Here is a 23,801-nt window from a genome sequence, read left to right as displayed (position 1 = left end):
ATATAAAGGGGAAAGAACCCTTTTATTAAATACGATAAATTGTTAATGAGAACACAAAGTTCATTTCGAATTTATCCCGCTATTTGTGGGCAGTAAGACCCCCATCTCAAAATTCAGCGAAAGCAAAGAAGTTAAGTGGGGACCCTGCTGCCCGTAAAAGCCCGATTGGTGAGGGCTGATAATCAGTGGGGGATGCCCCCTGATTAAAGTTTCACTTTATTGATTCAGTAGAATACAACTTAGATTGTGCTGGGAATAAAGTAAACACACATAAGACGATAGTAATAAATAACATGACCAATGAACCTACAATAACTACAAGTTGTATAGAAATGAACTGAGTCGCAACACCAGATAATATTGTAATAAAGATTGTTACTATCGCAATAACAAGTCCATATATACTCCCAATCCGTCCCATCATATGAACAGGGATATTATTTTGGTAAAATGTATAAAATCCTGTATTTGCATATGCCATTGAAAAAGATAAAATAAAGAATCCAATAGCAGCTATTAAAAATACATTTGAAAAAGCATAAATTAAATAACCAATTGCGATGAATAATGACCCTATTCCAATTAGAAGTGAAGGTGCTAATTTCTTTGACAAAATTGTATTTGTTATAGTAGCGGTTGCTAATACGAACATACTTTGAAATAAGAAGTACACGCATACGACATACACATGTTTTCTACTAAAATTTATAACAGTGTTCCAATCTTTTTTTAATACTGTAAGAGATAATGTATTACTTGTTGTATCCGAAGCTTCTTTCTTATCAAGATTAGGTAAAAGTAATGTAATGAATCCTGATAAGAGAAATGCTATAGCATTTCTATATATAGCAATCTCTGGTGTACTCGCAATTAATAAAACCCCTGCTATCGCTGGACCAATTAAAAATGCACCAGATCCTATTAAACTACGTAATGCGTTGAAACGTTGTCTTTGTTCTACCGGAATTAATTTCGTCATATACGTCATAGCAGTTGGCTCATAAATTGCACTGGCCATACTTATAAAGAATACAAATACATAAACAATCCAAAGTGACGGAAGTAAAGGTAAAATAGCGATAGATAACGCACGATATATATCGAGGTGAATCATTAATTTCCGTTTATTTAAACGATCAATCATACTCCCAGACCAAGCGTTTGTAAATAAAGTGGCTAATGGTTTTATTACATATAAAGTAGCAACAGCTAAGGCTGAGCCACCCATATTATAGACAAGTACATTCAGTGCTATTAAGTAAATCCATGCCCCTAAATTCGCAATACCAACACCGGACAGTAGTAATAAAAGATATTTCCAATCTTTAAGAAAGTTTTTCATTTTTGGCCCCCGCTTTCAAAATTGTTTTAAAACAATAAAAAAATCCCACCCCCAAGACTTTTAATCTTAGGGACGAGATTTATCATCGCGGTGCCACCCTAGTTTGTTAATATGTCACCATATTAACCTTATCAGGTACTGCATTCTAACTCATGCTTATACCATAGCTCTATAACGGGAGCTCCCGTCACACCATCCCCTAATAATAGGTTCCGATGCGCTGCTCAGAGGCTTGGTTCAATAAAGAATTTTTACTCCTTTTCAGCTAAATGGAGCTCTCTGTAAAAAATTCATTTTATTTACTCTTCTCTTCACTGCATTTGATTTTTTCCATATTATCACAATTATTTTTAACTGTAAATAAAAAACAATCAGATATTTATATTTCCGTCATTTTTGCTTTACGACCAATTCGACATACGAAACGCATTAGCTTTTTATGAAGATAAGGAAATAAAGTAAAGAATACGTCCATCGTTTTTTTTAATGGCATTGGACAAATTACTAATTTATTTTTATGAATAGCTTTCAGTGCAATTTCAGCAAACTTGTCAGCTGAAATTGGCTTATTTGTTTTTAGTTGTTTTATAATTTGATTCTTATTCATATTAATTGCAATTGATTTTTTAAATATGGGTGTATCTACAAAAGTTGGACAAAGCACACTTACATTTACACCGTATTCTTCCGCCTCATAATGTAATGAAGTTGTTAAACCTACGATAGCATGTTTGGTTGTTGCATACGCGGTACAAAGGGGAGCTGGTCCTAAACCAGTTGCAGAAGCAGTATTAATGATATGACCAAATCCTTGTTTTTTCATGAATTGGTAAGCCAATTGTGTTCCGTAAATTACACCTAATAAATTTATTTCAATAATATGTTTCCAATCATCCAAAGACATATCGTATACTTCTCCATACATAGCAATTCCTGCATTATTAAACATATAATCAATTCTACCAAACTCATTAACTATTTTTATAATAAGTTCTTCTACGGATCCAGCGTTAGTAACATCTAAATATTCGAACCTAGCTAGTTGATTATTATTTTTTATATTATTCACAAGGTTTTGGCCACAGGCTTCATTAATATCAGCGATAATTACAAATATATCTTTATTTGCTAATTGAATGGCTAAAGCTTTACCAATACCAGAAGCGCCGCCAGTTATAATTGCGACTCTTTGCTCATCCATATAAATAACCTCCTGTTGTTTATACATATAATGAAAACGGACGAGTGTAAGGATTTGAACAATCGTTCTAATTCGCGTGTCACGCTACATATATTTGTTTGAAATAGAGAGTAAAAAAATTTTAATAGCTTCTTCAAATAAAACTTCTAATTTCTCCATTTCAATTGAATGAATGAATTGACATAATCCACCTAGCCATGAACCTAATAAAAGGCATGAACCCTCAACATTTTTCATATAAAACTCACCACTTTTTATACCTTCATCTAAAATTTGTTGATATGCCTTTAAAGGGACAACAGCTAAACCATAAAGTTGTTGAACTGTAGAAGGATTCGTGCTCGGATCAGAGGCAAGTTCTTGCCCCGCTCTTAATAACGGCGTTTTGTAATTATAAAGTACAAATTTAGCCATTCCATATAATTTTTCAGTTGCGTTTGTATACTGTTTTTCTGCCATTTTCCATTTATCATGCCAGTTTTTCATACTGTCTTTAGCTAAATAAACAAATAATTCTTCTTTATTTTTATAATGATAATATATATGTCCTTTACTATAACCAGAGGCTTTAGCAATGTTATCAATGGAGGTTTTTGTATACCCTTTTAAGGAAAATAACTCTATCGCTTTTTCTCCTATTATTTCTTTGGCTAAATCACTATCATATCGTCTTTTATTCAATGTAGACTCCTTCCATCGTTTAATACAAAAATTGAACAATCGTTCTAATTTCAATATATGTAAGTTTTTTTGTTTTAGTAACTGTTAAGTATTTTATTTATTATTTTTTCTAAAAAATACGGTGCGTGAAATTACTCATAAATTTTTAAAAAAGAACCTATTGGATATAGGTTCTTCAACAAGTTTGAATTAATTCGTATTCGCCTCTGTTAACGGTTGTAACGGCGGTTCTAATTCTAGTTCTAGTGTATCTCCTTCTTGTAAATTTTGTCCTTTTTCAATACTTTGGCTCGTTACATAACCTGTACCAGAAGTTTTCAAATCTAATTTCAAAAGCTTAGAGAAATACATAATATCACGCATGGACCAACCTTTTACATTTGGCATTTGTGCGTTATTCCCTAATAAAAATATACGATCACCTTCACTCATTACCTCGCCAGACTGTGGATATTGTTTTATTATTTTTCCTTCTCCTAAAATTACCGGCTGTAGCTTCTCTTTTTCTACACTTTTCTCTGCTGTACCCATCGATTGATTTACATAATTTTGTACTTTTAATTGAGATTGCTTCGTTGCATCAGCTATTTGTTTTTCTGTATACGGTTTCACCTTTAAATATTCAAGGCTGTTTTTTATAACAGGTTTAAATATTTCAGCAAGAGGCTGAGCTCCATACTCATCTCCTTTTAACTTTGGCTGCTTAATAGCTAAGTATACGATTAACTCCGGATCATCAATTGGAGCCATTCCTAAAAAGGAGAAAATGTAATTCTCTTTCCCTTCCATATATCGGCCGTTTTCAGGATTCGGGATTTGTGCTGTTCCTGTCTTACCTCCAATTGGATAACCATCCACTTTATACATTGTACCAGTTCCTTTTGAAGATGTTATAACACGCTCCATTAAGCTTCTAACCTTGTCCGCTGTTTCTTTTTTTATCGGATTCCCAATTTCTTTCGGTTGATTTTCCATAATAACTTCTTTATTTGTTGGATTTACAACTTTATCAACGATATATGGTTGCATCATTTTCCCGTCATTTGCTATAGCAGTAGCCGCTTGGATTAATTGAATCGGAGTTACTGTAGAACCTTGACCGAAAGAAGTTGTAACCTGTTGAATTTGCGTATTTAATAATAAAGTATTTTTACTTTCTCCAGGTAAATCTATTCCTGTTTTTTGATTGAATCCAAATTTATTCATATATTGCTTAAATTTATTTGGTTTCAGTAACTGATCTTCTAAAATAGAAAAAGCTACGTTTGATGATCTTTCAAAACCTTCATCAAATGTAATTGATCCCCATCCAAATCCACCATTATGATCTTTTATATCAGAGGAACCAACGGAATATTTTCCAGATTGAAAATATTCTTTTCCGTTATATACACCTTCATTAATGGCAGCTGCTAACGTAAAAACTTTCATAGTTGAACCTGGTTCATATGCATTTGCAATCGGATCATTTAAAAAGTATTCGATATCACCTACATTAGGATTGTAACTAGGTTTACTAGACATCGCTAAAACCTTTCCTGTTTTTGGATCAGCAATAATTCCAATTAACATAGAAGGATCATAATGCTCTTGTGCTTTGTTCATCGCTTCTTCTAAAAAGCTATTAATTTGTTTATCAAGCGTTAAATACACGTTATTCCCATTTTTAGCAGGTTCTACTTTACCTATATCATTTGTAAGCGGAATCCCCCTTCGTGTACCCACATATTCTATATTCCCGTTTGTAGAGCGCAAATATTTATCCAAACTCTTTTCAAGCCCAAACTTTCCTTCCGTATTCCCTTTATCATCTGGTCTAGCAAAACCCAGTATATAGGATGCAAAATCTTCATTCGGATACACTCTTGCTTTTTCCGACATAAAAGATACACCTGGTATTTTTAAATCGTTAATTTTTTCCTTCGTTTCCCTAGATAAGTTCCGACCAATTTTCCCAATTTCAACTTGCGTACGCCCTTCATGAAAGTTTTTTAATACTTCTTCTTTATCAATTTCAAGCACATCGGCTAATTGTTGTGCGGTTTCATCTTTATTTTTCACTTTATCTTTTCCTTTTAAATTCACAACAACTCGATATGTTGTAGAATCTTGTACTAACACCTTTCCCGTTTGGTCATAGATAGTGCCACGATTCGCTTCTAAAATACCCTTTTTATTATGTTGTTCATCCGCTAGATCCTTTACATTTACATTATGCACGACTCCTACTGCCTGAATATAGACTATACGCAAAATCATAATAAGAAACAAAACAATAAAAGCAATCATCATATATCGAGCGCCTTTATTCGTTTGAAGTTTTTGCATACTTATCTCCTCTCTTTTGGAATGGATTCGTACGAAGATGCGTTTTATAATTTGTAGTTTTTGTTTACGATACTATATGTTTCGAAGTTTTCTTTTTAATTCCTTTAAAACAATACGAAACTAACTATTGTTATTTTTTGTTTTTGTTTTATTTCATTAAAATACGGTGCGTGAAATTTCTGAATATTAACTTCACCAAAACTTGATTGCATATCACTCTAAACTCTTTTCTTATTTCCTATAAAAAGTTCCCCTCTGGATTTCCAAAGGGGAACTTTTTATAAGAAAATTATGCGATATGGTTATATTTTGCTAAGAAAGGAATTCGTCTCGCTACTAATGCATACATTTTGAATACAAGTTTCGCTATTGGTTCAAACATACGTGTACTTTGCATTACTAAAGCGCTCGTAATAAGCGTTAAGAATGCTGCACCAAGTATATCTAAAGGATAATGAACACCTACGTACATACGTGATATACCGACTAGCACTGCCCATAATAGCGCGATATATTTCAGTTTTTCGCCTCTAAGAATAAATACGAAGGCGATTGAAAATACAAGTACAGAATGATCGCTAACGAATGATGAATCTGCTGCGTGTGGCACTAATTGGTGTACATCATGTGATACGAACGGACGCGGATGGTAATATACTGCGTGTATAAGAACATTTACTACTAATGCAATAATAACCGAAAGCGTCGTATATAAAACTGTATATTGTTTTCTAATTGCATTCTCTTTCTTTCCATTATTAAACCATAAGATAAGCATAAATAGAACGGCTACGTATGCAGCGCTATTTGTAATAGCAACCATTATCGTATCTAATAGTTTGGATGAATCAGCAAAATTATTAAACCACCGAAATACTGTGTAATTCATAATACTCTCTCCCTACTTACAAGTGTTCTTGATTTACACAGTATACAATACCATTATGAAAATGGGCTTAAACTTTTCTCATCTAATTCTTATTTTACTATTACTCATGTGACAATTATAAAACAAATTTTATACGCTATTTATGTATAAAGTTCGTAAACCTTTATAATAAGGCGATTCGTATTTTTTTCATGTTTGGAATACATAACATGTTCATTTAAATATACTAATTGCAAAATCATATTTTTTAATTCATTTGAAGTACAATATTTCCGAATTGTTCTCCACGTTCCATACGGCTTAGTGCTCGAATTGCTTCTTCTAACGAGTAAACTTTATCAATAATTGGTTTAATTTGATGTTTTTCTATAAACTTTATCATCTCATTAAATTCCTCACGGCTACCCATGGATGTTCCCATAATATCAATTTGATTGTAAAATAGCGCGCGTAATGGTAATTCAATTTTATCTCCTGAGCTTGCACCAAAATTCACGATTCTTCCGTTTGGTTTTAATACATCAAAATATTTCAAAAAAGTTGCTGGACCTATACTATCTATTATTAAATCTACTTTTTCACCTTGTAAGCTCTCTCCCCAATTTCCGGCACTATGAAAAGAAATATCTGCACCATATTTTGCAGCAAGTTCCCTTTTATTCTCTACCCTTGAAGTAACACTCACTTTTGCGCCAATTGCTTTCGCGAATAACATGGCAAATGTAGCAACACCACCGCCTATTCCCGGAATTAAAACGTGTTCGCCGCGCTTCAATCTACCTTTAGTAAAAAGCGCTCTGTATGCAGTTAATGCGGATAAAGATAAAACACCTGATTCTTCCCAAGTAAGATATGACGGCTTTTCTACAACATTTTCAACTGGTACAATTACATATTCAGCAAACGTTCCATCTTTCGGCCCACCTAGCACTTCCGGTAACTCCGGTACTTCAGTAGCATGTTCCCATCCAATACTAGGATTAATAATAACTTCTGTATGTAGTGTAATATTTGAAACTCCTTCTCCTATTTCTGTAACAATTCCTGATCCATCTGACCCTATTACTAATGGTAGATCCATTTCTTTTCTATTATTTATAATAAATAAATCCCTATGATTTAACCCGGCAGCTTTTAACTTTACTTTTACTTCACCTGCACTAGGACTTATCTCAGATGAAAATTTATATCCTACTCCCTCTAATCCTTTTTTATCTTGATGTACAATAGCTTTCATTGCTTAATTCCCCCTTAATATTTCCAATGTACTAGAAATATTAAAATAAATAAAATAGTTTGCCTCCAATAATTAGAAATTATATATTTAGTCATGAAAAAACAAAAAATCCCCTCCCTATAAAAAGTGTAGGAAGAGGTTTCAAAACTAGTTAGATAAGAATCTATACATTCATTGAGTTCTAGCCAATTCTAATATTTTTCGAATAAACGGCGCTTTTGCCTTTGTATATGAAACACGATCAAAAGCATATGTAATAGCAAGTATCTCTTTTAATTCTCTATATTCTTTACGTGCCCATTCATGGCTTATTAGAAAGTCACGAAATAAAATATTGTTCCTCCATTCGTCACTATTATAAATATAAACATGCAAATGATGAGTACCCGCTCTCCACTTTCCTTTTCTAAAAAAACGCCAATTGGTTGCATCTTTTGGAACATACTCATATCCAATTTCCGATAGAACTTCAATCCACTTTTCAGTTATTTGCAATTCTGTTACGCCAATCATCATATCAATAAGAGGTTTAGCTCCTAATCCTTCTACTGCTGTGCTTCCTATATGTTCAACAGCAATTATTTCTTGTCCTAACAAGGAACAGAATTTCTCTTTTTCTTTTATATACTCTTCAACCCAGTCTTTTTGATACGGTTTAATAACAATTTGTTGATCCATTGTATTCACCTCTTTATAAGTATTTATCATTATGTTTATAAAATTTTATATTGTTAGCATAGGATTTCCATAAAATATGTCGAATAGTGGAATGTACAACTTAATTATATTAAATGTGAGGTAAGCTATGAAAGATAATTCCGTCGAAATTCAGTTAAATAGTGTAACATTCCAATTAAAAGAATATCATAATTTTGATTGGCTTATTAAATTAGGGACCGTATTTGCAGTTTTTGACCAGCAAGACTCAGGTAATATAAGTTTTGGTGTAGAAAAAGATGGTCACAAGAAATTTATCAAATACGCAGGAGCACAAACAATTGCATATGAAGGAACAACGGGTGATGCTATTAAAAGGCTAAAAAATTCAGTTACTATCTATGAAGATTTAAAGCATGAATCGCTCATAAGACTAATTGATCATTTTCCAGTTCAATCTGGATATGTATTAATTTTCGATTGGTTTGATGGTGAATGTCTTCATTCGCATTGGAGTTTCCCACCTCCTGAAAAATATAAAAATCCAAATTCACCATTTTATAAATTTAGGCATTTATCTGCTATAGAACGAATTCATTCCTTACATTCCATTTTTTCTTTCCATACTTATGTAGAAAAGAAAAACTATGTAGCAATAGATTTTTATGACGGCAGTATTTTATATAATTTTAATACAAACGAAACAAAAATTTGTGATATAGATTTATACAGTAAGAAACCTTACATAAATAAAATGGGCCGGCTATGGGGTTCCTCCCGTTTTATGTCACCAGAGGAATTTGAACTAAACGCAACAATCGATGAAAGAACAAATGTATTTAATATGGGAGCAATGGCTTTCTCACTTTTAGGCGGTGAAAAAGATCGTTCTTTTATAAAATGGAAAGCAAGTAAGGAATTATATGAGGTAGCGTATCGTGCTGTAAATAAAAATCGTGCAGAACGTTATGCATCAGTTACAGAATTCTATGAAGCGTGGTTAAAAGCGGCTAATGCAGAAAAGATATAACCCTAAATTATTAAAAGAAATATAGAGTTTATACTATTATCATGTAAATTAAAAATGGTTTTATGAGCGTTTCGTACTAGTGTGTTCTAATTTATTATGGCTATTATTGAGGAAGACATATCAGCGATAATTTATGTATATTTTGTATAAGTGTTAGCAAGTTCGTTTGCAAACTTGTTAGCACTTTTTGTTTAAATAATTCACACATTCTTTCTTTACATACTGATTATATTTCCAATTGTGTACTAATGTGTGAGTTTAACTCCCCATATTTTAAACAAAATGGATCGTACAGGGTAATGACAATATAAGTATTTCTTTTTCCTACTATTGCAATTTTTGAAAAGGCCTTTTCTCTCATATCAGGCTCTTTTATTTATTAAAAAAAGATTATTTTATATAGATTACTATAAGCATCCATAAAGCCAAAACACCAATGATAGCGAGTACTATACGTGTTGATAGTATCCTTACTTCAAAGTCTGTTTTCTTAGAGGGTTCAGGATATGCAATTATGTAAATTCCCTTTAATAATGCAAGCCATGCAATAACCGTTAGGAATCCCTGCCAGTTGAATACCCCCTGCTAACAATGTTCTAGCTTCTTGCTCAGATATTCGAATAAAAACAAATTCCTCTATGGCTACATTTCCAAATTCCACTTCAATTTCTACTAGAAGAAAGAATCTGTTTCTAATTCTCACTATACAATTTGCCCCAATTGAAATAATATCTTCATTCATTCTTTTCACCTCCTTTAATACTATATAATTCATAAAGAGGTGAAATGGTGTGGACAAGCAAACAAAAAAGTTGTTTTTTGAAATGTGAGACATCAGTTAACAACTATCATCAAAAAAACAGAAAAAACAACCTACACGACAGGAAGTTTTTTCTGTTTTTAGTCTGTATACAATATTCAAACCTAATTAACATAACGTCTCATTATCGGTAGCAATGAAAAGAGGAAACCGTACGCTTTGACATCCCTATTTCGTTATAAACCATGTAATCACATGCGTCCTCTTCTTCTAAATAACGTTTCTAAATAATATCTCTTTGAATGCTTCCTGCACGTCCGTTCCCTAATCGATTTAGAAACTGATCAATACGACATTCTTTCAAGCCACTCTTCTCGTTTGCTCTGTTGAATATTTGCTATAGCAACATCTTCTAATGGTTTTCCAACTGCATGTGTAGGATCGTGCTCACGTATTTCATAAGAAGGAGTGACTTTCTTTCCTTACGCATCATCCCAAGTTTCCTATGTACACGTATGCTTTCCAACACACCTTCTAATTCTTTTTGTGTCGCTGTTATGTCAATTTTTTTGTAAGAAAGATAATTGTTTAGTCATGTAAGACCACTCCTTTTTATGTTTTAATTACTTTTGTCTTAATGCTCCACGTCTTAGTTCATAACAAGGTCTATGCATCCCCATTAAATCCTCAATTTCACGAGTGCTAAATTTCTCTTTTCGTTTTTTCTTCTTTTTCTTCTTTCCTTACTTAAATTTCTTTTTCCATTCACGTAACTGATCCTTTAACGCCTTCATTTCTCCATCTCCCTTTTCAAAATAAAAAGAACACCTATTCCTAAAACAGCCTTACTTGCTGCTTTAATGAATTGGTTTCCTTTAGTTTTCTAGCTTGACTGTATGAAAAGATTCATCCATGCTTTATCTAATCTTTCTTTCTCATATTTTTGTATAGCCTTTGTGCGACGAGAAATTGCTTTTTTTAATTTCTTCTTCTTTAAATTATTCAATCCTCTCACTCCTTCTTACGAAACACTTTTACTCTCCATTTTTGGGTGTTTTCATTAATTTGATACCTTATTACATTCAAAAAACTGATTGAATGTGAATGGTACCTATTTAACTTCAGTTGCGATAGGTAAGACTTTGAAGTTATCTCCATCTTTTCCCCCGCTTAGCACTGTACGTGCGACTTTCATCGCATACAGCGCCCCATCTTATCCTCTTATACTAAAGTAACTAGATTACAAGCTTTACGGAGTTTGTTTATTTTCTTCAATTGTTTATCGTTCAATTGAAGAATTCTCATATATGTTCTAATCGTCTCGTCATTTGTAGCGTGAATCAATCTGTGGACAAATTCATGTACAATAATCAGGTTATTAAACTCGTCAGTTCCTCCCATACCTTTCGGTATTTTATGGTGACAGTGCACATCTTCAGCTATTAAGAAGATTCCGATGACAGCGCATTTACCATTTTGCATGGAATACCTGGATATTCTGTTATCTTTATACTCCATGCTTTGTCCTTTATTGGAGGATAGCAACATCTTTTGCATTTCATTGGCAATGTTACCTTTTAGGCTTTTGATGAGTTTTTGTCTTCCTTGCTTAGTGTAATTGCATATGTCTTGACTAAAACTTTGAGGGAATCGTGTTTGTATGTCCGCTAGTGGATATACATGATTGCCCGCTATTTCAAAGGTTCTATAATTGTTCCTATGAGTTCTTTTGTATAATGCATTCACATTGGTAGGAATCTTATATTTCCCTATTGATTTTAGACGATTAAACAAAGTTTTCGAGAGACGAAAGGCTATTTCAGCAAAGTCTATAGTTACATGTGTTGCAATTTTGTAATAATTTTTTATACCAAGCACATAAGAGTTATAGTCCTGTACTGTTTTCCCTGATGGGCTTTTTTGAATTGCTTTAATCCTTGTCTTTGCTTTTTCAAGGATATCTTTTTTCTTTTTCTCGCTTACATGTGTGTTTGCCACATATTTTTCGCACTTTTTAACAGATTTGATAGAGAACCCCAGAAAATCGGAAGATTTTCTTTTTAGGTTAGTTATAGTCGATTTTTCATTAGATATATTAAGGTTTAATTGATTTTTAAGATAACCTTTTACTGCATGGAATATTTTGATTGCAGATTGATGATTGTTAGTAAATATTTTAAAATCATCTGCGTATCTAACGATATGCATTTTCTTCAATTTTGTTTTTATCAGCAATGGATTTTTGGTTGCTGTTGTGTATGGTCTTCTTGTTTTAATATTCTCCCATTGCCTAGATATCCACCAATCCAAATCGTTTAATACAACATTACTAAGTAATGGGCTTAGGATTCCTCCTTGCGGAGTTCCTTTTGTAGGAATACCTTTTCCTTTGATTGGTGCTTTTAACATTTTAGAGATAATTGTCAGCACCCTTTTATCAGTTATGCCTATGTTGTATAGTTGTTTTAATAACTTGGAATGGTTCACGTTGTCAAAGAAACCTTGTATATCAATGTCTACTACGTGACTAAATCTTCCTCTGTTTATCAGATATTGACACCTAGCCATTGCATGGTGTGTTGACCTGTTAGGTCTGAATCCATATGAATGCTTGTGGAATTTTGCCTCGCATATTGGTTCTAGAACCTGTTTGAACATTTGTTGAATCAATCTATCTCTCATTGTAGGGATTCCTAATGGGCGTTTCTTCCCATTAGGTTTAGGTATTTCTATCCTACGTACCGTATTTGGTTTGTAATTTGTGAGAGTTTTTCTAATATCGTCAACGAAGGAATTTACATCTTCCATTTTATAATGGTCGATTGTGATACCATCTGTTCCTTCAGTTTTAGAACCACTGTTAGCCTTTATACTTCTATATGCCAATAGAATATTTTCTTTTGATATGATGTATTTATATAGATTTACACCTTTAGTAGCGTTATTTTCACTACGTTGGTATAAATCATCGAACATTTTTTGTATATCGTAATATTCTGCATTTCGTAATGTTGTACTCACCGATGTATTATTTCCCCTTTCTTACGAAAAGTCCCATCATCTTACTCGATCCTGTGAGTTACATCTAGTTAATTTAGTTTTCAAAGAACAAGACTAGGGACTATCCCTCCACATTCGTTACATGCTTCGTCGGTACTTTGTCCCCACCTTCACAAGAATGAAGCAATTTCGGTTCGTTAGAACCTTATATGCATCTGTCCGCTAGTAGGCGTTGGTGACAGTTTCTTGCTTACCACGTTCCGATTGACTTAGCTATACATATATCCTTAGGTGCTTGCTTTAAGCCTGTTATCTTTACACCCTCATCGTTAGATGTTCCGAATTTCGTATCCTTTACTCTTACTTTTCGGTAGATAACGTCATCATTGACGACATACAAATTTCTATTGTATTAATAATTTAGACCCGTACATTCGCAAGTTCGCCAGTCCGTTATTTTAGACATTCTCACCATAGATATTTTGTAGCATCCCGGCCTATCCATTACCATATGATTTCTCACTTAGGTTTTGTTCAGCCGACTTCACCTAGCTTCATACAATTTGTGACTACTATCACGCCTTGCATGTAGGAGTATTAGATAAGTAGTTTCAGCTCAACATGACGGCTTTCATTCCTACTTTCAGTCAAACAGTTGTTGTTATCAAATTGATAACCCTCCTACTTCATGTTTGCACACTTATGAGGAAACGTGTCGCACAAAGGATTATTTTATTAAGTTATGTTTCTTTAACAAAAACCAAGTCTCCATGCCTTTTACATCTCTCTCGTACACTTGCATTACATATATCTCTTCATTTATTAACAGTTGGAACTCTACACATTGTTTTTCTTTGTTCCATCCGTAAGATGCCATTGGAACCATTTTCGGCTCTGTTTTCCCTTCCATTTCTCTTCCTCCCCTGAATAAAACTCAATATTCCGTTCATACTATAAATACACTTGAGTTCTGAACTTCCTTCTTAACGTTTTTTCGGAGAGCAGTTAGCTTTTGCTAGCTGCTCTTTTAATTACACATTTTTGTCTTAACACTCATATATTATTGAGAATTAAAAAATCATTTCATGTATAAAAGGAAAGTATTCTTTTTCATTACTCCACTCCCTCATTAAATACCACTGTTTGAATAAGGTTTTTAAAGAGGGAATACATTTAAAAATCTTGGTTACACTGTAAACAGGCTCGTGAATAGCCAATTTTACTAATACCCACTCTATGTCTATTACCTTGGGCCGAGCAATTAGCAAACGCTAATTGCTCTTTTATATTGAGTTAATAATAAAATTTAGGTCTTATTCCTTTTCTATATCATATATTTTTAACCTAACCATCCAGCTCAAAGTGTTACCTCCTATCTTAAAGAGCACTGATGCATGGTGCTCTTTTTAGTTTCCTTATCTCTACAAAATGAAATTTTTATACAAAATACACACAACTAAATTCACATAATTTCATATGATATATTGCATCATTTCTTTTTAGAATGGATAGTCGTTACAGAAGGGCGCTTTCCGAAGCGCTCTTTTTTAATATCCCCTGCACTAAATAATTTTTGAATTATATCTTAATTTCGAGAACACTCACAAGTCATAGGTTTACAATAAGTCTTGGTCAGAAGAGCACTTAGATATGGTGCTCTTTTTGGTATGGAATTTAAATTAGAGGCTTGCTCTTAAAACCTATTATGTAATTTTCATAGGTTTTTTCCTTACACCCCTGTGTCTGTTTACTCATAAGTTGTTAAAGTATAAATATAAATTGATAGTTAATTTATAAGGGAGGTGTAAAAATGAGTAAATTTAAAAAGCATTGTTGTCACATACCCTTTCCTTTACCTCAAATAGGGCCTACTGGATTAACCGGTGCTACTGGACCTTCGGGACCTACTGGAGCTACCGGACCTTCAGGTGGACCTCGGGGACCTACTGGAATTCAAGGTAACCTGGGACCTACTGGACCTCAAGGTATTTCTGGACCTCAAGGGATTCCTGGGATTTCTGGATCTATTGGTCCAACTGGACCTTCTGGAATTCAAGGTATCCAAGGCATCCAAGGCATTCCTGGCATTCAAGGCCCTATTGGACCCACTGGAATAACGGGAGTCACTGGAATTCAAGGGATTCCTGGCATTCAAGGGATCCCTGGCATTCAAGGCATTCAAGGGATTCCTGGCCCGACCGGACCTCAAGGGATTCCTGGCATTCCTGGTTCTGAAGGTCCAACTGGACCTTCTGGAGCTGTTGGACCTACCGGCCCTTCCGGGGGACCGCCAGGACCAACGGGCCCGACTGGACCTTCCGGGGGACCACCAGGACCAACCGGAGTGACTGGCCCCACTGGACCAACTGGGTCACCAGGACCAACCGGACTTCAAGGTATCCAAGGTATCCAAGGCATTCCTGGCCCCACTGGACCTCAAGGAAGTCAAGGGATTCAGGGGATTCAAGGTAATCCAGGGCCTATTGGTCCTATTGGACCCACTGGAATAACTGGGGCAACTGGAATTCAGGGTATCCAAGGTATTCAAGGTAATCCAGGACTTATTGGACCTATCGGCCCGACTGGCCCAACTGGGCTTCAAGGTATCCAAGGCATCCAAGGCATTCCTGGGCCTACTGGATTACCAGGAACCGCTGGAGCTACCGGACCTACTGGGCCTGCCGGTCTTACAGTATCTGGCTTATCCCAGTATGCTTATGTTTTCAATACAGCAGCTCAAGTTGTTGCCTTAGAAGCACCTATTCTTTTTAATTCACACGGTAGAATCACATCCGGTTTTACTCATACGCTCGGAACTTCTCAGATGACAGTTATTAATGCTGGAGATTATAAAATTTCTTTTTCTGTATCAGGAGTTGAACCTAATCAATTTGCCCTCTTTTTAAATGGGGCTCCCGTTACCAACTCCATTTATGGATCAGGTGCAGGTACTCAACAAAACAATGGGCAAACAATTCTCACTTTAGCAGCAGGTGATATTATTACCCTTAATAATCATACTTCCGCTGCTGCAGTTACTTTGCAGACTTTGGCGGGTGGAACACAAACAAATATAAATGCTTCAATTGTAATTGAAAAATTAAATTAATTTAATCATTTATTTCTTGAAACTCTGCCAGTAAATAACCTGGGATGGATTCTTTTTTCAACAAGCAGTTAGCTTTTGCTAGCTGCTCTTTTTTCCGGACAGGTACCCATTTACTTTAAAATGAATAAACTATCTTGAACCCTATCTTTACAGACATCTATTGGTTCATCACTCACAAACATAACCTTAATACACAGAATGTTTTTTAAGCGAGCACTCTGGAACAAGTGCTCGTTTTACTTTGGCGTTTTTCTACAAAATGAAATTTTTATTAAGTTTTCTATTAATAACATGTATTGATTTCTTTTCTAAATTAATTTAGAGATAAATAGTTCACTGGTGAACTATTCTATGTTAAACTAAATTAAAAAAGAAAAGGGACGAGTATTATGAGTTTAAAAAATCAAAGTTTCAAACAAGCAGGAGAAGTTGTCCAATCATTTGTAACAATAAACAAAGAAATTATAAAGTTCACACATCAAAACGCCTCCAGTTTAGGATTAACAGTACAACAAATGGGTATCTTAAATACAATTTATGCACTCCCTAATGTTACTCTTAAAGAGATTTCAGAACGTCTTTCAGTTCCTAAAAGTACAGTGAGTGTGAATGTAGATGAATTAGTTAATCTACAGTTCATCGAGCGAAAACAATCAGATGAAGATCGTAGAGAAATAAAATTAAAGGTAACAAACCAAGGACAAGAAGCATCGAAAAAATCCATTGAAAACTCTACTTCCTACAAGGCAATGGAATTAGCACTACAACAACTTCAAGAAGATGATGTCCAAACATTATTGCGTATTCATAAAGATTTATTAATCTCTCTACAGCAATTTCGTTAATTGATGTAAACCATTTTAAACATAAATTCTAATTCTTATTTTTCAAAGAACTGAGCAGTTAGATTTCACTAGCTGTTCTTTTATTTAAAATAGCGTTTTTATTAAGAAATTAGTCATTCCAACTAAAACGGATGTAATGTTCGTAATAAGATCCACCTTAAATTCAACTTTCACACCATCCATTAATTCTTGTAACTTTTCCGTGAATGGTTTTGAGTGCAGAATATGCTTGTCTGGATTTTCTTTATGAATTTGATATCTATAACCTGAATATCCATTTGCAGCACTTTCGATTATTACGCATTCCATTTCCTCTGCAAATTCCAATACCTTTTCATCAATGACTTTTTCTTGGAGTTCTTTCAAATTCCCTACTAAGGACATTTCCATTCTCCTTTTTCTCAAATAACGATTTTGTTTTAAATCCTCACATTCCTAAAAAACATACATACAGTATCATGAGGTATTCTTTTTTATTTTTCTTAAGGAGCGCTTTAAAAAGCGCTCTTTAGTTTTTAAATAAAGATTTTGTTTTACTTTTGCTAATTACCCTTCCCTTGTATAAATGCACCTCTTTTACATACCATATTAAAATCCAAATAATTCTCTTTTAGGACGGTACTAATATGAACAAGGCAGTAAAATACATTTTAATCTTCTTTTGTACGGTGTTTTATATTGTAATTATTGGCAGTATTGTCTATCAAAACTTTGTTCAAGAGTATTTTATTCCTCCAAGCAAGAAATCTAAGATTGAACATAAACATTCATAATTAGCTATAAGGAGCGCTCCACAAGACATTCTTTAGCTTTAAAATAAGACTTTGTTTAGTTTCCATTAACCATTTTGATTCATTTGCATACAGTATTATCACAAGGAATTTCACAGGTTGCTCTGGTCCAGTTACCTTGAATTTCTTGCAGACCTTGTGGGAAGAACCCGTTTGTAACGAACGGATTCTTTTATTTATTTTTCATACAAAATCTTTTCGTTTTTCTAAAACCTAATTTACCGATTACGAATAAGAGATTCCTTTTAAATGTTCAGAAGAAATCTCTTATTCTTTTGTACATAAATAGACTCCAATACATATCTCATTTTTTAAAGTTACTTAATTTTTCATTGCAATTTAAAGGGCTTAAATTCATATAAAATAAACTTTAAATTCCTGTATGAAGGAATATTGTATACACAGCATTTTGCGTAATACCTGGCGTTATAAAAAGTGATATTGCATCACCTCTTGCAACTATGTCACCAGGTATTGTACTACTCCAAGCAACTGTAGCAGGTGCTATTACTAAATTAGGGTTAAATACTTTTACAGGCTGTGCACCAATATCAGAAGGGTTAATAGTCAGTATAATAGTCCCACTAATCACTGCTGTAGTTGTAAAAATAATTGTAGATATTACTTGGCCAGGCCCCGGCGCAGCAAGATTAATAGGAACATTTTTACAGACTTGCATTGTATATACTCCTATTGGTAAATTATTAATACTTATAGAAGCAGAAAGAGCTACAACACTACCAGCTCCGCCAGTTACATAAGGAATGTCTTGAGAATCTGCACCTGGTGATCCAGATACACGTTGAAACCCTGCATTAGTACCCCCAAAAAGAATAGCTTTTGTGGAAAGTGTACTAGCAGGGCCAGGTGGACCTTGGATTCCTTGAGGTCCGGTTGGACCTGGAATACCTTGAATACCCTGTAAGCCTTGAATACCTTGAAGCCCGGTCGGACCTGTCGGGCCAAAGGGACCAGTCGGACCAGTTAGTCCTGTTGGGCCCATTGGACCTGGAATGCCTGGTATTCCTTGAAGTCCTTGAACTCCTTGGATTCCTTGTGAACCAGTTGGACCTGGAATACCTTGAGTACCCTGCACCCCTTGAATACCTTGAATTCCAGTTGGGCCAGTCGGACCTGTCGGGCCAGTTAATCCTGTTGGACCTCCAGCTGGACCCGTTGGACCGGTTGGACCTGGTGGGCCTCCGGCTGGACCCGTTGGACCGGTTGCACCAGTTGGACCTAGTGGGCCTCCGGAAGGGCCGGTAACTCCAGTAGCACCTTGAGAGCCTGTCGGGCCAGTTAATCCTGGAATACCAGGAATACCCTGAGGGCCAGTTGGGCCTACATCACCTTGAATGCCTTGGATACCTTGAACTCCCTGAATCCCTTGAATCCCTTGAAGTCCAGTTGGGCCAGTTAGTCCTATTGGGCCCATTGGACCTGGAATGCCAGGAATTCCTTGAATTCCTTCAACTCCTTGAAGTCCAGTAGGACCAATAGGACCCATTGGACCTGAAACCCCTGGAATCCCTTGAAATCCTTGAATTCCTTGAGGTCCAGTAGTTCCTGGATTCCCTTGAATCCCTTGTAAACCCTGCGGGCCGGTTGGACCAGTTGGACCGGTCGGGCCTCCAGCTGATCCAGGTGGACCAGTTGAACCAGTCGGGCCAGCTTCAGGAATTGGTAAAGCACATGGAAATGGTATAAATTTACCTTTTTTAAAGCAATCCATTTTTTCAACTCCTCATAATTCTTCAATATTGAATCCTACAATATATGAAATTGCCTATAAAGAGTTAAAAAACAACCAATCAAAACATACTAATACTTCATTGATTCCCTATATTAAATTCTTAACCATTACCACATTTTTAAATTGTATAATTAAAATCGATTCCCAATATTGGCATTCTATAGTTCATAATAGTTCCATCTCTCACTCACTTTTTCTTAACAAAATTCAAATTTGGTCTTACTTTACATCTACACGTGTTTGACTTGCTTCTCGACTAAAACCATCAGGATATCTTTTAGCTAATTTTGCAATATTCATTTCAGCAATATCTTGTAACGTATATCCCAGTTCGTGTGCCATAATTGATAAGTAATACAGAATATCTCCAAGCTCTAAGACTAATTTATAAGTGTTTCCATCCTCTTCTCCTGGACAATGCGATGGTTGGAAACCATGTCCATGATAAATTGCTTTTTTTACAATATCGGCAACTTCACCAGCTTCGCCTGTAAGTCCTAAAGCTGCATTTGAAACTCGTCCTCCAAAATCAGTTTTGCTATTCCAAGTTCGTAAAGTTGCTTCCTGATAATCATTTAATTCATCAATCGATAAGATACTTGCAATCTGTAAAACTGTAGCTTCATTTATAACTTGTTCCTCATTTTTTGCTTCACTCATTAATTTAGTTGCTTCTAATACACCATTTTCCATAATGTTCATTTTGATTTCCCCTTCCTATTTAGCAAATCCCTAATCCTATTGGACGATTTTCAATTAAATACTTATCAGCTTGATCTATTACAAGAAGTGCAACTTCCGCTTGGTGTCTCCTTAACGCTTTTGCCATCTTCGGCAAACTCATACCTTGACTCCACATTTCACGAAAACGTACTACATCTCTTTCATCCCAAATGAAGTTAGCTTCTTCTAAAGCGATGTATATTTTTAACCGTGATTCCTTCATCGCTTTATGATTTCTTGCTACACTCATAAGCGAACCTACTTTCTAAAATTGATTATTTTATCTTTTCAGTAAACTTAGTATCTACACGATCAACTTTACCGTTTACCCAAACCGCCACTTGCTCACCGAATCCACTCATTGGCGGATTTACTGCTGTTACATTTCCGTCCTTCACTATTAAAAGTTTGTTGCTACTAACATCAATTTCTATTTTTGTCATATGTCCCTCTCCCTTTTACTACCGCATGTACTCGACAACATCAGGCTTAAATCCACTCCCTAAATAAACCCGTACCGGAATTATTTCTTTTTTATCCCTTGCTGCCTTACACAATTCTTCAGCTGTATCCCAATTAAAAAACTTATCTACAGCTCTTTGAAATCTCCATATTGCCATTACATATTGTTCAAAGATGTCATAGCGATCATCTTGTTTAGTTGTGCGTGGTAACTCATCCGTACACTTTGCATTCGTTGGAACTTGGACGCGTACATCAGCGTATGTAGTGCGTCCAGTTCCTCTCTTCACATTTGCCTTCATTACATCGAACTCACAAATTGCTGGCTCTACATCGAAAATATTTAGCTGCTTAGGCATGTGCCAGCCCACTCTTCTGAATAAAATCCAGTAATTCACTTGCCCCTTCCTTGCTTAAAAACATTCGGCCACCTAGCAACTCTATGTTGGTTTCAGAAACTTCACCCGTTACAAAGCATGACTTTTCATATTTTCTTAGAACAATGTTTTCACCCTCAACATGAAAATCTAGTGCCGTACCTTCGACAATCCCTAAAGTTCTGCGTAACTCTACTGGAATTACTACACGACCTAGCTCGTCCACTTTTCTTGCAACGTCTGTGTTTTTCATACCTTACTCTCCTTTAGTATTTTTATATTTATTTAGAATCTCATCCAAACGTTTCTTATTATCTTCAAGATCATCGCTTTGAGTTTGCTGTGGCTGCTGTATTGGCTCTTGTTCTTCTTGTTTGCGTAACCAATCCGGTACAACTTCCGTTCGTTTGGAATAACCTTTACCAGTACGTTTGTTGTTTTTCTTACTCATTTCAAATCGAGTATCTAAAGTAGCAACATCATTTAATGTTTTTACTTTTTCCTTTTCCCAACTACTTAAAATACTGCGAATATATCTCCACTTTGGTACATTTTCATCAATCGCTTTATTAACAGCGTGAATAACTAATTCATTACCGAATCTATCGCAAAACTCACCTAATTCTTGAATTGCAATTTCACTTAACGGAATTCCCTTTTCAAGTAAAAAGTTGTAACTAGTTTTAAATTCTTGATCAATTAATTTCTGAGATGAAGTAGCATCATCATCATTTATATTTGTAGTAATATTTGTAGTAATCTCTGTATTTGTCTTACGTTCTAGTGTAAGAGACTCTTCCGTTTTATCGTAGGAGGGTATTGCTTTAGAATGTAAGACCCTCTTGCTTTCTAAAGTAATAGGGCTATTACTTTTCAGTGTAGGAGGGTTACCATTTCCCCAATATATAATAGATATTTTCTGAATCATTTCAGGTACAGGTTCAACATACATAACGTTATTACACCTAGTTCCGTTAACAAGAATCGTCCTAAATTCAATTTTTATAAGTCCACGTTCTTTCAAAAAGTCACACGCTTCTTTTACTTGTCTTTTTGTAAATCCAAATGAATCGGCTAATTGTTGATAACTCTTTTGAAGTGTGTCTGCCTTAAACTTTTGTTTATATTGAACTTGACTAGATTCTTCACTTCTTACTTCAGTAGGTTTATACCAATAAACAATTTCTCCTAAGATAGTAATTGCAACAATATTAGGTTTACCATTACCTAATGTAAGTGTTTTAAACCATCCATGATCTATAACATTTCCACGAAAATTTATTTGCCCTATTTGTAATACCTTGTTGTTCATAGCTTTCACTCCTTTCCATAAAACCAATGTGCTATTTTCCTACTTTTCATGGTATACTTATAACAACTTGTTTTTTGAAAAGGACCCACTGCCATGGGTCTTTTTACTTTTCTTCACATCACTCCAAGCCCATTGTTTTATCGGCTCATAAGTTATGTAAAATAAAAATGAACCACATGCAATTAATATCGCTAATATAGCTAATGATGTTGTATCTTCCACTAAATCACCTCCTTTTGTGCTTCAAGCCAGGCTTCTAAATCCTTTTGTAAAAAAAGTAGCTTACGCCCTTCTCTTATTACTGGAAACTTAGGATGATTTGCTAATTCATACATTCTACAAACCGCTATGTTTAAGAAAGCTGCTGCTTCCTTCACTCGCATTACTTTGTTTGGTTGTGATTGTTGTTGGAATGAAGCTAAAGCTGCTTGAATTTCTTCGCGAACAACTTCGCGGATTGACTCTTTAATGATTTGATCTAATCCCATTTTGTTTTGCTCCTTTCTGATTTACTTAACTAACCATAGCTTAACTTTAAGTTAAGTTATGGACAAAAAATTTTAATTGCATCTAGCTTCACTTTAAAAAACTCAGCAATTTTCACAATTAAATCATAATAAGGTCGACGCTTCCCGTTTTCTATATACCAATAATAAACTTCAGTAATACCCACGGCTTCAGCTACTTCCCTACATGTATACCCCTGCTCTACACGTAGCTGCTTTAGAGTTTTCATAAACAACTCCTCTCTTCCGTTTTTGTTGTTAATTACATAATAACTTAACCATAAGTTAAGTTCAAGTGTTTCTCAAATCTTTTTTCAAAAAAATTATCTTTCCACTTAACTGATAGTTAATATATAATGACAGTGTGACACCATAATAGTAATTAAGAAACAATAATTTCATATAAAATAAACTTGGGGTGTTTTTTATTATGTTTAGTCATAAGAGGTTGAAATCATTAATTGAAAAGAAGAGCATCACCCAACAACAGTTAGCTGATGCAATTGGTGTTAGTCATGTTTCTGTTTATAATTATGTCGAGGGGAAAAAAGCACCCGGTACACTTACACTTCAGAAGATAGCAAATTATTTAAAAGTAACAACGGATTATTTGTTAGATTTATCTGATTCACCAGATTTAACAGCCGGCGAGGATATACAGTTAACAAAAGAAGCACACGAAATTCTTCAGATCATTAATGACTTACCTGAAGAACAACGAAAAAAAGCATTAGAACAATTAGAGATGTTTGTGAACTACGAGAAATCTAAAGGAAATATGTAGTGTAAAAAGACTAT

Annotated in this window: 24 protein-coding genes, 4 pseudogenes and 1 other annotated feature; of the genes and pseudogenes, 4 read left to right on the top strand and 24 right to left on the bottom strand. The window is 34.7% G+C overall.

Annotated elements, in window-relative coordinates:
* Nucleotides 1-211 precede the first annotated feature (211 nt).
* From NST27_RS12750 to NST27_RS12720, 7 genes are all read right to left on the bottom strand, one after another.
* Nucleotides 212-1,342, bottom strand: a complete 1,131-nt coding sequence (locus NST27_RS12750; protein WP_098289690.1) for an MFS transporter — start codon at nucleotides 1,340-1,342, stop codon at nucleotides 212-214.
* A 65-nt stretch (nucleotides 1,343-1,407) separates the two neighbouring features.
* Nucleotides 1,408-1,666, bottom strand: a binding site (T-box leader).
* A gap of 55 nt (nucleotides 1,667-1,721) precedes the next feature.
* Nucleotides 1,722-2,543, bottom strand: coding sequence for an SDR family NAD(P)-dependent oxidoreductase (locus NST27_RS12745; protein WP_000344373.1), 822 nt, complete (start codon nucleotides 2,541-2,543; stop codon nucleotides 1,722-1,724).
* Nucleotides 2,544-2,627: 84 nt separating this feature from the next.
* Nucleotides 2,628-3,224: a TetR family transcriptional regulator C-terminal domain-containing protein gene (locus NST27_RS12740; RefSeq protein ID WP_001042683.1), complete on the bottom strand. Its 597-nt coding sequence runs from the start codon at nucleotides 3,222-3,224 to the stop codon at nucleotides 2,628-2,630.
* A gap of 189 nt (nucleotides 3,225-3,413) precedes the next feature.
* Nucleotides 3,414-5,552 (bottom strand): penicillin-binding protein, encoded by a 2,139-nt coding sequence (locus NST27_RS12735; RefSeq protein WP_001170959.1) that lies wholly within the window; start codon nucleotides 5,550-5,552, stop codon nucleotides 3,414-3,416.
* A 289-nt stretch (nucleotides 5,553-5,841) separates the two neighbouring features.
* Nucleotides 5,842-6,441, bottom strand: a complete 600-nt coding sequence (locus NST27_RS12730; protein WP_001110155.1) for an undecaprenyl-diphosphatase — start codon at nucleotides 6,439-6,441, stop codon at nucleotides 5,842-5,844.
* 247 nt (nucleotides 6,442-6,688) lie between these two features.
* On the bottom strand, nucleotides 6,689-7,678 hold the full coding sequence (locus tag NST27_RS12725) for a zinc-binding dehydrogenase (RefSeq protein ID WP_000644502.1): 990 nt from the start codon (nucleotides 7,676-7,678) through the stop codon (nucleotides 6,689-6,691).
* A 171-nt stretch (nucleotides 7,679-7,849) separates the two neighbouring features.
* Nucleotides 7,850-8,356, bottom strand: a complete 507-nt coding sequence (locus NST27_RS12720; RefSeq protein ID WP_000372688.1) for a GrpB family protein — start codon at nucleotides 8,354-8,356, stop codon at nucleotides 7,850-7,852.
* A gap of 127 nt (nucleotides 8,357-8,483) precedes the next feature.
* On the opposite strand from NST27_RS12720, the gene NST27_RS12715 reads away from it, so the two are divergent.
* Nucleotides 8,484-9,365 (top strand): protein kinase domain-containing protein, encoded by an 882-nt coding sequence (locus NST27_RS12715; RefSeq protein ID WP_000654550.1) that lies wholly within the window; start codon nucleotides 8,484-8,486, stop codon nucleotides 9,363-9,365.
* Nucleotides 9,366-9,755: 390 nt separating this feature from the next.
* Here the strand turns inward: NST27_RS12715 and NST27_RS12710 are convergent.
* The 6 genes and pseudogenes from NST27_RS12710 to NST27_RS12685 all read right to left on the bottom strand — a co-directional run.
* Nucleotides 9,756-9,941 (bottom strand): annotated as a pseudogene (locus NST27_RS12710) (hypothetical protein); the annotation flags it as partial.
* Nucleotides 9,919-10,107 (bottom strand): annotated as a pseudogene (locus tag NST27_RS12705) (hypothetical protein); the annotation flags it as partial. The pseudogenes NST27_RS12710 and NST27_RS12705, both read right to left, overlap by 23 nt.
* A 229-nt stretch (nucleotides 10,108-10,336) precedes the next feature.
* Nucleotides 10,337-10,721, bottom strand: a pseudogene (locus NST27_RS12700) (ArpU family phage packaging/lysis transcriptional regulator); the annotation flags it as partial.
* Between the two features lie 287 nt (nucleotides 10,722-11,008).
* Nucleotides 11,009-11,131, bottom strand: a complete 123-nt coding sequence (locus NST27_RS12695; RefSeq protein ID WP_141526351.1) for a DUF3983 domain-containing protein — start codon at nucleotides 11,129-11,131, stop codon at nucleotides 11,009-11,011.
* A gap of 215 nt (nucleotides 11,132-11,346) precedes the next feature.
* Nucleotides 11,347-13,146: a group II intron reverse transcriptase/maturase gene (ltrA, locus tag NST27_RS12690; RefSeq protein WP_000108308.1), complete on the bottom strand. Its 1,800-nt coding sequence runs from the start codon at nucleotides 13,144-13,146 to the stop codon at nucleotides 11,347-11,349.
* A 706-nt stretch (nucleotides 13,147-13,852) separates the two neighbouring features.
* Nucleotides 13,853-14,035 carry a hypothetical protein gene (locus NST27_RS12685; protein WP_047386187.1) on the bottom strand — a complete coding sequence of 61 codons (183 nt, stop codon included), beginning with the start codon at nucleotides 14,033-14,035 and terminating at the stop codon, nucleotides 13,853-13,855.
* Between the two features lie 900 nt (nucleotides 14,036-14,935).
* Between NST27_RS12685 and NST27_RS12680 the strand changes: the two genes are divergently transcribed.
* Nucleotides 14,936-16,234: a BclA C-terminal domain-containing protein gene (locus tag NST27_RS12680; RefSeq protein ID WP_047386185.1), complete on the top strand. Its 1,299-nt coding sequence runs from the start codon at nucleotides 14,936-14,938 to the stop codon at nucleotides 16,232-16,234.
* A 389-nt stretch (nucleotides 16,235-16,623) separates the two neighbouring features.
* A complete protein-coding gene (locus NST27_RS12675) occupies nucleotides 16,624-17,079 on the top strand; it encodes a MarR family winged helix-turn-helix transcriptional regulator (RefSeq protein ID WP_000053893.1) in 456 nt (151 codons plus the stop codon).
* Between the two features lie 109 nt (nucleotides 17,080-17,188).
* Here NST27_RS12675 and NST27_RS12670 read toward each other — a convergent pair.
* The 11 genes and pseudogenes from NST27_RS12670 to NST27_RS12620 form a co-directional block, all read right to left on the bottom strand.
* A pseudogene (locus NST27_RS12670) lies at nucleotides 17,189-17,463 on the bottom strand (hypothetical protein).
* A 777-nt stretch (nucleotides 17,464-18,240) separates the two neighbouring features.
* Nucleotides 18,241-19,602 carry a collagen-like protein gene (locus NST27_RS12665; RefSeq protein WP_047386182.1) on the bottom strand — a complete coding sequence of 454 codons (1,362 nt, stop codon included), beginning with the start codon at nucleotides 19,600-19,602 and terminating at the stop codon, nucleotides 18,241-18,243.
* A gap of 240 nt (nucleotides 19,603-19,842) precedes the next feature.
* Nucleotides 19,843-20,325: a nucleoside triphosphate pyrophosphohydrolase family protein gene (locus NST27_RS12660; RefSeq protein ID WP_001024294.1), complete on the bottom strand. Its 483-nt coding sequence runs from the start codon at nucleotides 20,323-20,325 to the stop codon at nucleotides 19,843-19,845.
* Between the two features lie 19 nt (nucleotides 20,326-20,344).
* Complete coding sequence (locus NST27_RS12655; RefSeq protein ID WP_000109500.1) at nucleotides 20,345-20,596, bottom strand: hypothetical protein; 252 nt, start codon at nucleotides 20,594-20,596, stop codon at nucleotides 20,345-20,347.
* Between the two features lie 25 nt (nucleotides 20,597-20,621).
* Nucleotides 20,622-20,789, bottom strand: coding sequence for a DUF3954 domain-containing protein (locus NST27_RS12650; protein WP_000161123.1), 168 nt, complete (start codon nucleotides 20,787-20,789; stop codon nucleotides 20,622-20,624).
* Nucleotides 20,790-20,807: 18 nt separating this feature from the next.
* Entirely contained in the window at nucleotides 20,808-21,167 is a 360-nt protein-coding gene (locus NST27_RS12645) for a hypothetical protein (protein WP_001125968.1), read from the bottom strand.
* Nucleotides 21,160-21,438 carry an AbrB/MazE/SpoVT family DNA-binding domain-containing protein gene (locus NST27_RS12640; RefSeq protein ID WP_047386180.1) on the bottom strand — a complete coding sequence of 93 codons (279 nt, stop codon included), beginning with the start codon at nucleotides 21,436-21,438 and terminating at the stop codon, nucleotides 21,160-21,162. Before NST27_RS12640 ends, NST27_RS12645 begins: the two co-directional genes overlap by 8 nt.
* A gap of 3 nt (nucleotides 21,439-21,441) precedes the next feature.
* Nucleotides 21,442-22,497, bottom strand: a complete 1,056-nt coding sequence (locus NST27_RS12635) for a DnaD domain-containing protein (protein WP_047386193.1) — start codon at nucleotides 22,495-22,497, stop codon at nucleotides 21,442-21,444.
* 57 nt (nucleotides 22,498-22,554) lie between these two features.
* The gene (locus tag NST27_RS12630) at nucleotides 22,555-22,719 is read right to left on the bottom strand and encodes a hypothetical protein (RefSeq protein ID WP_047386177.1); all 165 of its coding nucleotides are present in this window, start codon (nucleotides 22,717-22,719) and stop codon (nucleotides 22,555-22,557) included.
* Nucleotides 22,719-22,985, bottom strand: a complete 267-nt coding sequence (locus NST27_RS12625; protein ID WP_000522028.1) for a helix-turn-helix domain-containing protein — start codon at nucleotides 22,983-22,985, stop codon at nucleotides 22,719-22,721. The genes NST27_RS12630 and NST27_RS12625 overlap by 1 nt, the downstream gene beginning before the upstream one ends.
* A gap of 56 nt (nucleotides 22,986-23,041) precedes the next feature.
* Complete coding sequence (locus tag NST27_RS12620) at nucleotides 23,042-23,233, bottom strand: helix-turn-helix domain-containing protein (protein WP_000854271.1); 192 nt, start codon at nucleotides 23,231-23,233, stop codon at nucleotides 23,042-23,044.
* A gap of 200 nt (nucleotides 23,234-23,433) precedes the next feature.
* On the opposite strand from NST27_RS12620, the gene NST27_RS12615 reads away from it, so the two are divergent.
* Nucleotides 23,434-23,787 (top strand): helix-turn-helix domain-containing protein, encoded by a 354-nt coding sequence (locus NST27_RS12615; RefSeq protein ID WP_047386175.1) that lies wholly within the window; start codon nucleotides 23,434-23,436, stop codon nucleotides 23,785-23,787.
* The last annotated feature ends 14 nt before the right edge of the window (nucleotides 23,788-23,801 follow it).

The sequence above is a fragment of the Bacillus sp. FSL W8-0770 genome (genome assembly GCF_038008705.1).
Taxonomy (GTDB): domain Bacteria; phylum Bacillota; class Bacilli; order Bacillales; family Bacillaceae_G; genus Bacillus_A; species Bacillus_A cereus.
Note: the sequence above shows the minus strand (reverse complement) of the source record. Positions and strands in the feature narration are given on the sequence as shown.

Coding starts and splice junctions, on each gene's coding strand:
- NST27_RS12725 (WP_000644502.1), bottom strand. CDS start 7,678: ATGAAAGCTATTGTACATCAAGATAAAAAAGGATTAGAGGGAGTAGGA.
- NST27_RS12645 (WP_001125968.1), bottom strand. CDS start 21,167: ATGCCTAAGCAGCTAAATATTTTCGATGTAGAGCCAGCAATTTGTGAG.
- NST27_RS12620 (WP_000854271.1), bottom strand. CDS start 23,233: ATGAAAACTCTAAAGCAGCTACGTGTAGAGCAGGGGTATACATGTAGG.
- NST27_RS12745 (WP_000344373.1), bottom strand. CDS start 2,543: ATGGATGAGCAAAGAGTCGCAATTATAACTGGCGGCGCTTCTGGTATT.
- NST27_RS12680 (WP_047386185.1), top strand. CDS start 14,936: ATGAGTAAATTTAAAAAGCATTGTTGTCACATACCCTTTCCTTTACCT.
- NST27_RS12635 (WP_047386193.1), bottom strand. CDS start 22,497: ATGAACAACAAGGTATTACAAATAGGGCAAATAAATTTTCGTGGAAAT.
- NST27_RS12665 (WP_047386182.1), bottom strand. CDS start 19,602: ATGGATTGCTTTAAAAAAGGTAAATTTATACCATTTCCATGTGCTTTA.
- NST27_RS12640 (WP_047386180.1), bottom strand. CDS start 21,438: ATGAAAAACACAGACGTTGCAAGAAAAGTGGACGAGCTAGGTCGTGTA.
- NST27_RS12660 (WP_001024294.1), bottom strand. CDS start 20,325: ATGAACATTATGGAAAATGGTGTATTAGAAGCAACTAAATTAATGAGT.
- NST27_RS12730 (WP_001110155.1), bottom strand. CDS start 6,441: ATGAATTACACAGTATTTCGGTGGTTTAATAATTTTGCTGATTCATCC.
- NST27_RS12735 (WP_001170959.1), bottom strand. CDS start 5,552: ATGCAAAAACTTCAAACGAATAAAGGCGCTCGATATATGATGATTGCT.
- NST27_RS12720 (WP_000372688.1), bottom strand. CDS start 8,356: ATGGATCAACAAATTGTTATTAAACCGTATCAAAAAGACTGGGTTGAA.
- NST27_RS12750 (WP_098289690.1), bottom strand. CDS start 1,342: ATGAAAAACTTTCTTAAAGATTGGAAATATCTTTTATTACTACTGTCC.
- NST27_RS12715 (WP_000654550.1), top strand. CDS start 8,484: ATGAAAGATAATTCCGTCGAAATTCAGTTAAATAGTGTAACATTCCAA.
- NST27_RS12675 (WP_000053893.1), top strand. CDS start 16,624: ATGAGTTTAAAAAATCAAAGTTTCAAACAAGCAGGAGAAGTTGTCCAA.
- NST27_RS12650 (WP_000161123.1), bottom strand. CDS start 20,789: ATGACAAAAATAGAAATTGATGTTAGTAGCAACAAACTTTTAATAGTG.
- NST27_RS12615 (WP_047386175.1), top strand. CDS start 23,434: ATGTTTAGTCATAAGAGGTTGAAATCATTAATTGAAAAGAAGAGCATC.
- NST27_RS12625 (WP_000522028.1), bottom strand. CDS start 22,985: ATGGGATTAGATCAAATCATTAAAGAGTCAATCCGCGAAGTTGTTCGC.
- NST27_RS12655 (WP_000109500.1), bottom strand. CDS start 20,596: ATGAGTGTAGCAAGAAATCATAAAGCGATGAAGGAATCACGGTTAAAA.
- NST27_RS12685 (WP_047386187.1), bottom strand. CDS start 14,035: ATGGAAGGGAAAACAGAGCCGAAAATGGTTCCAATGGCATCTTACGGA.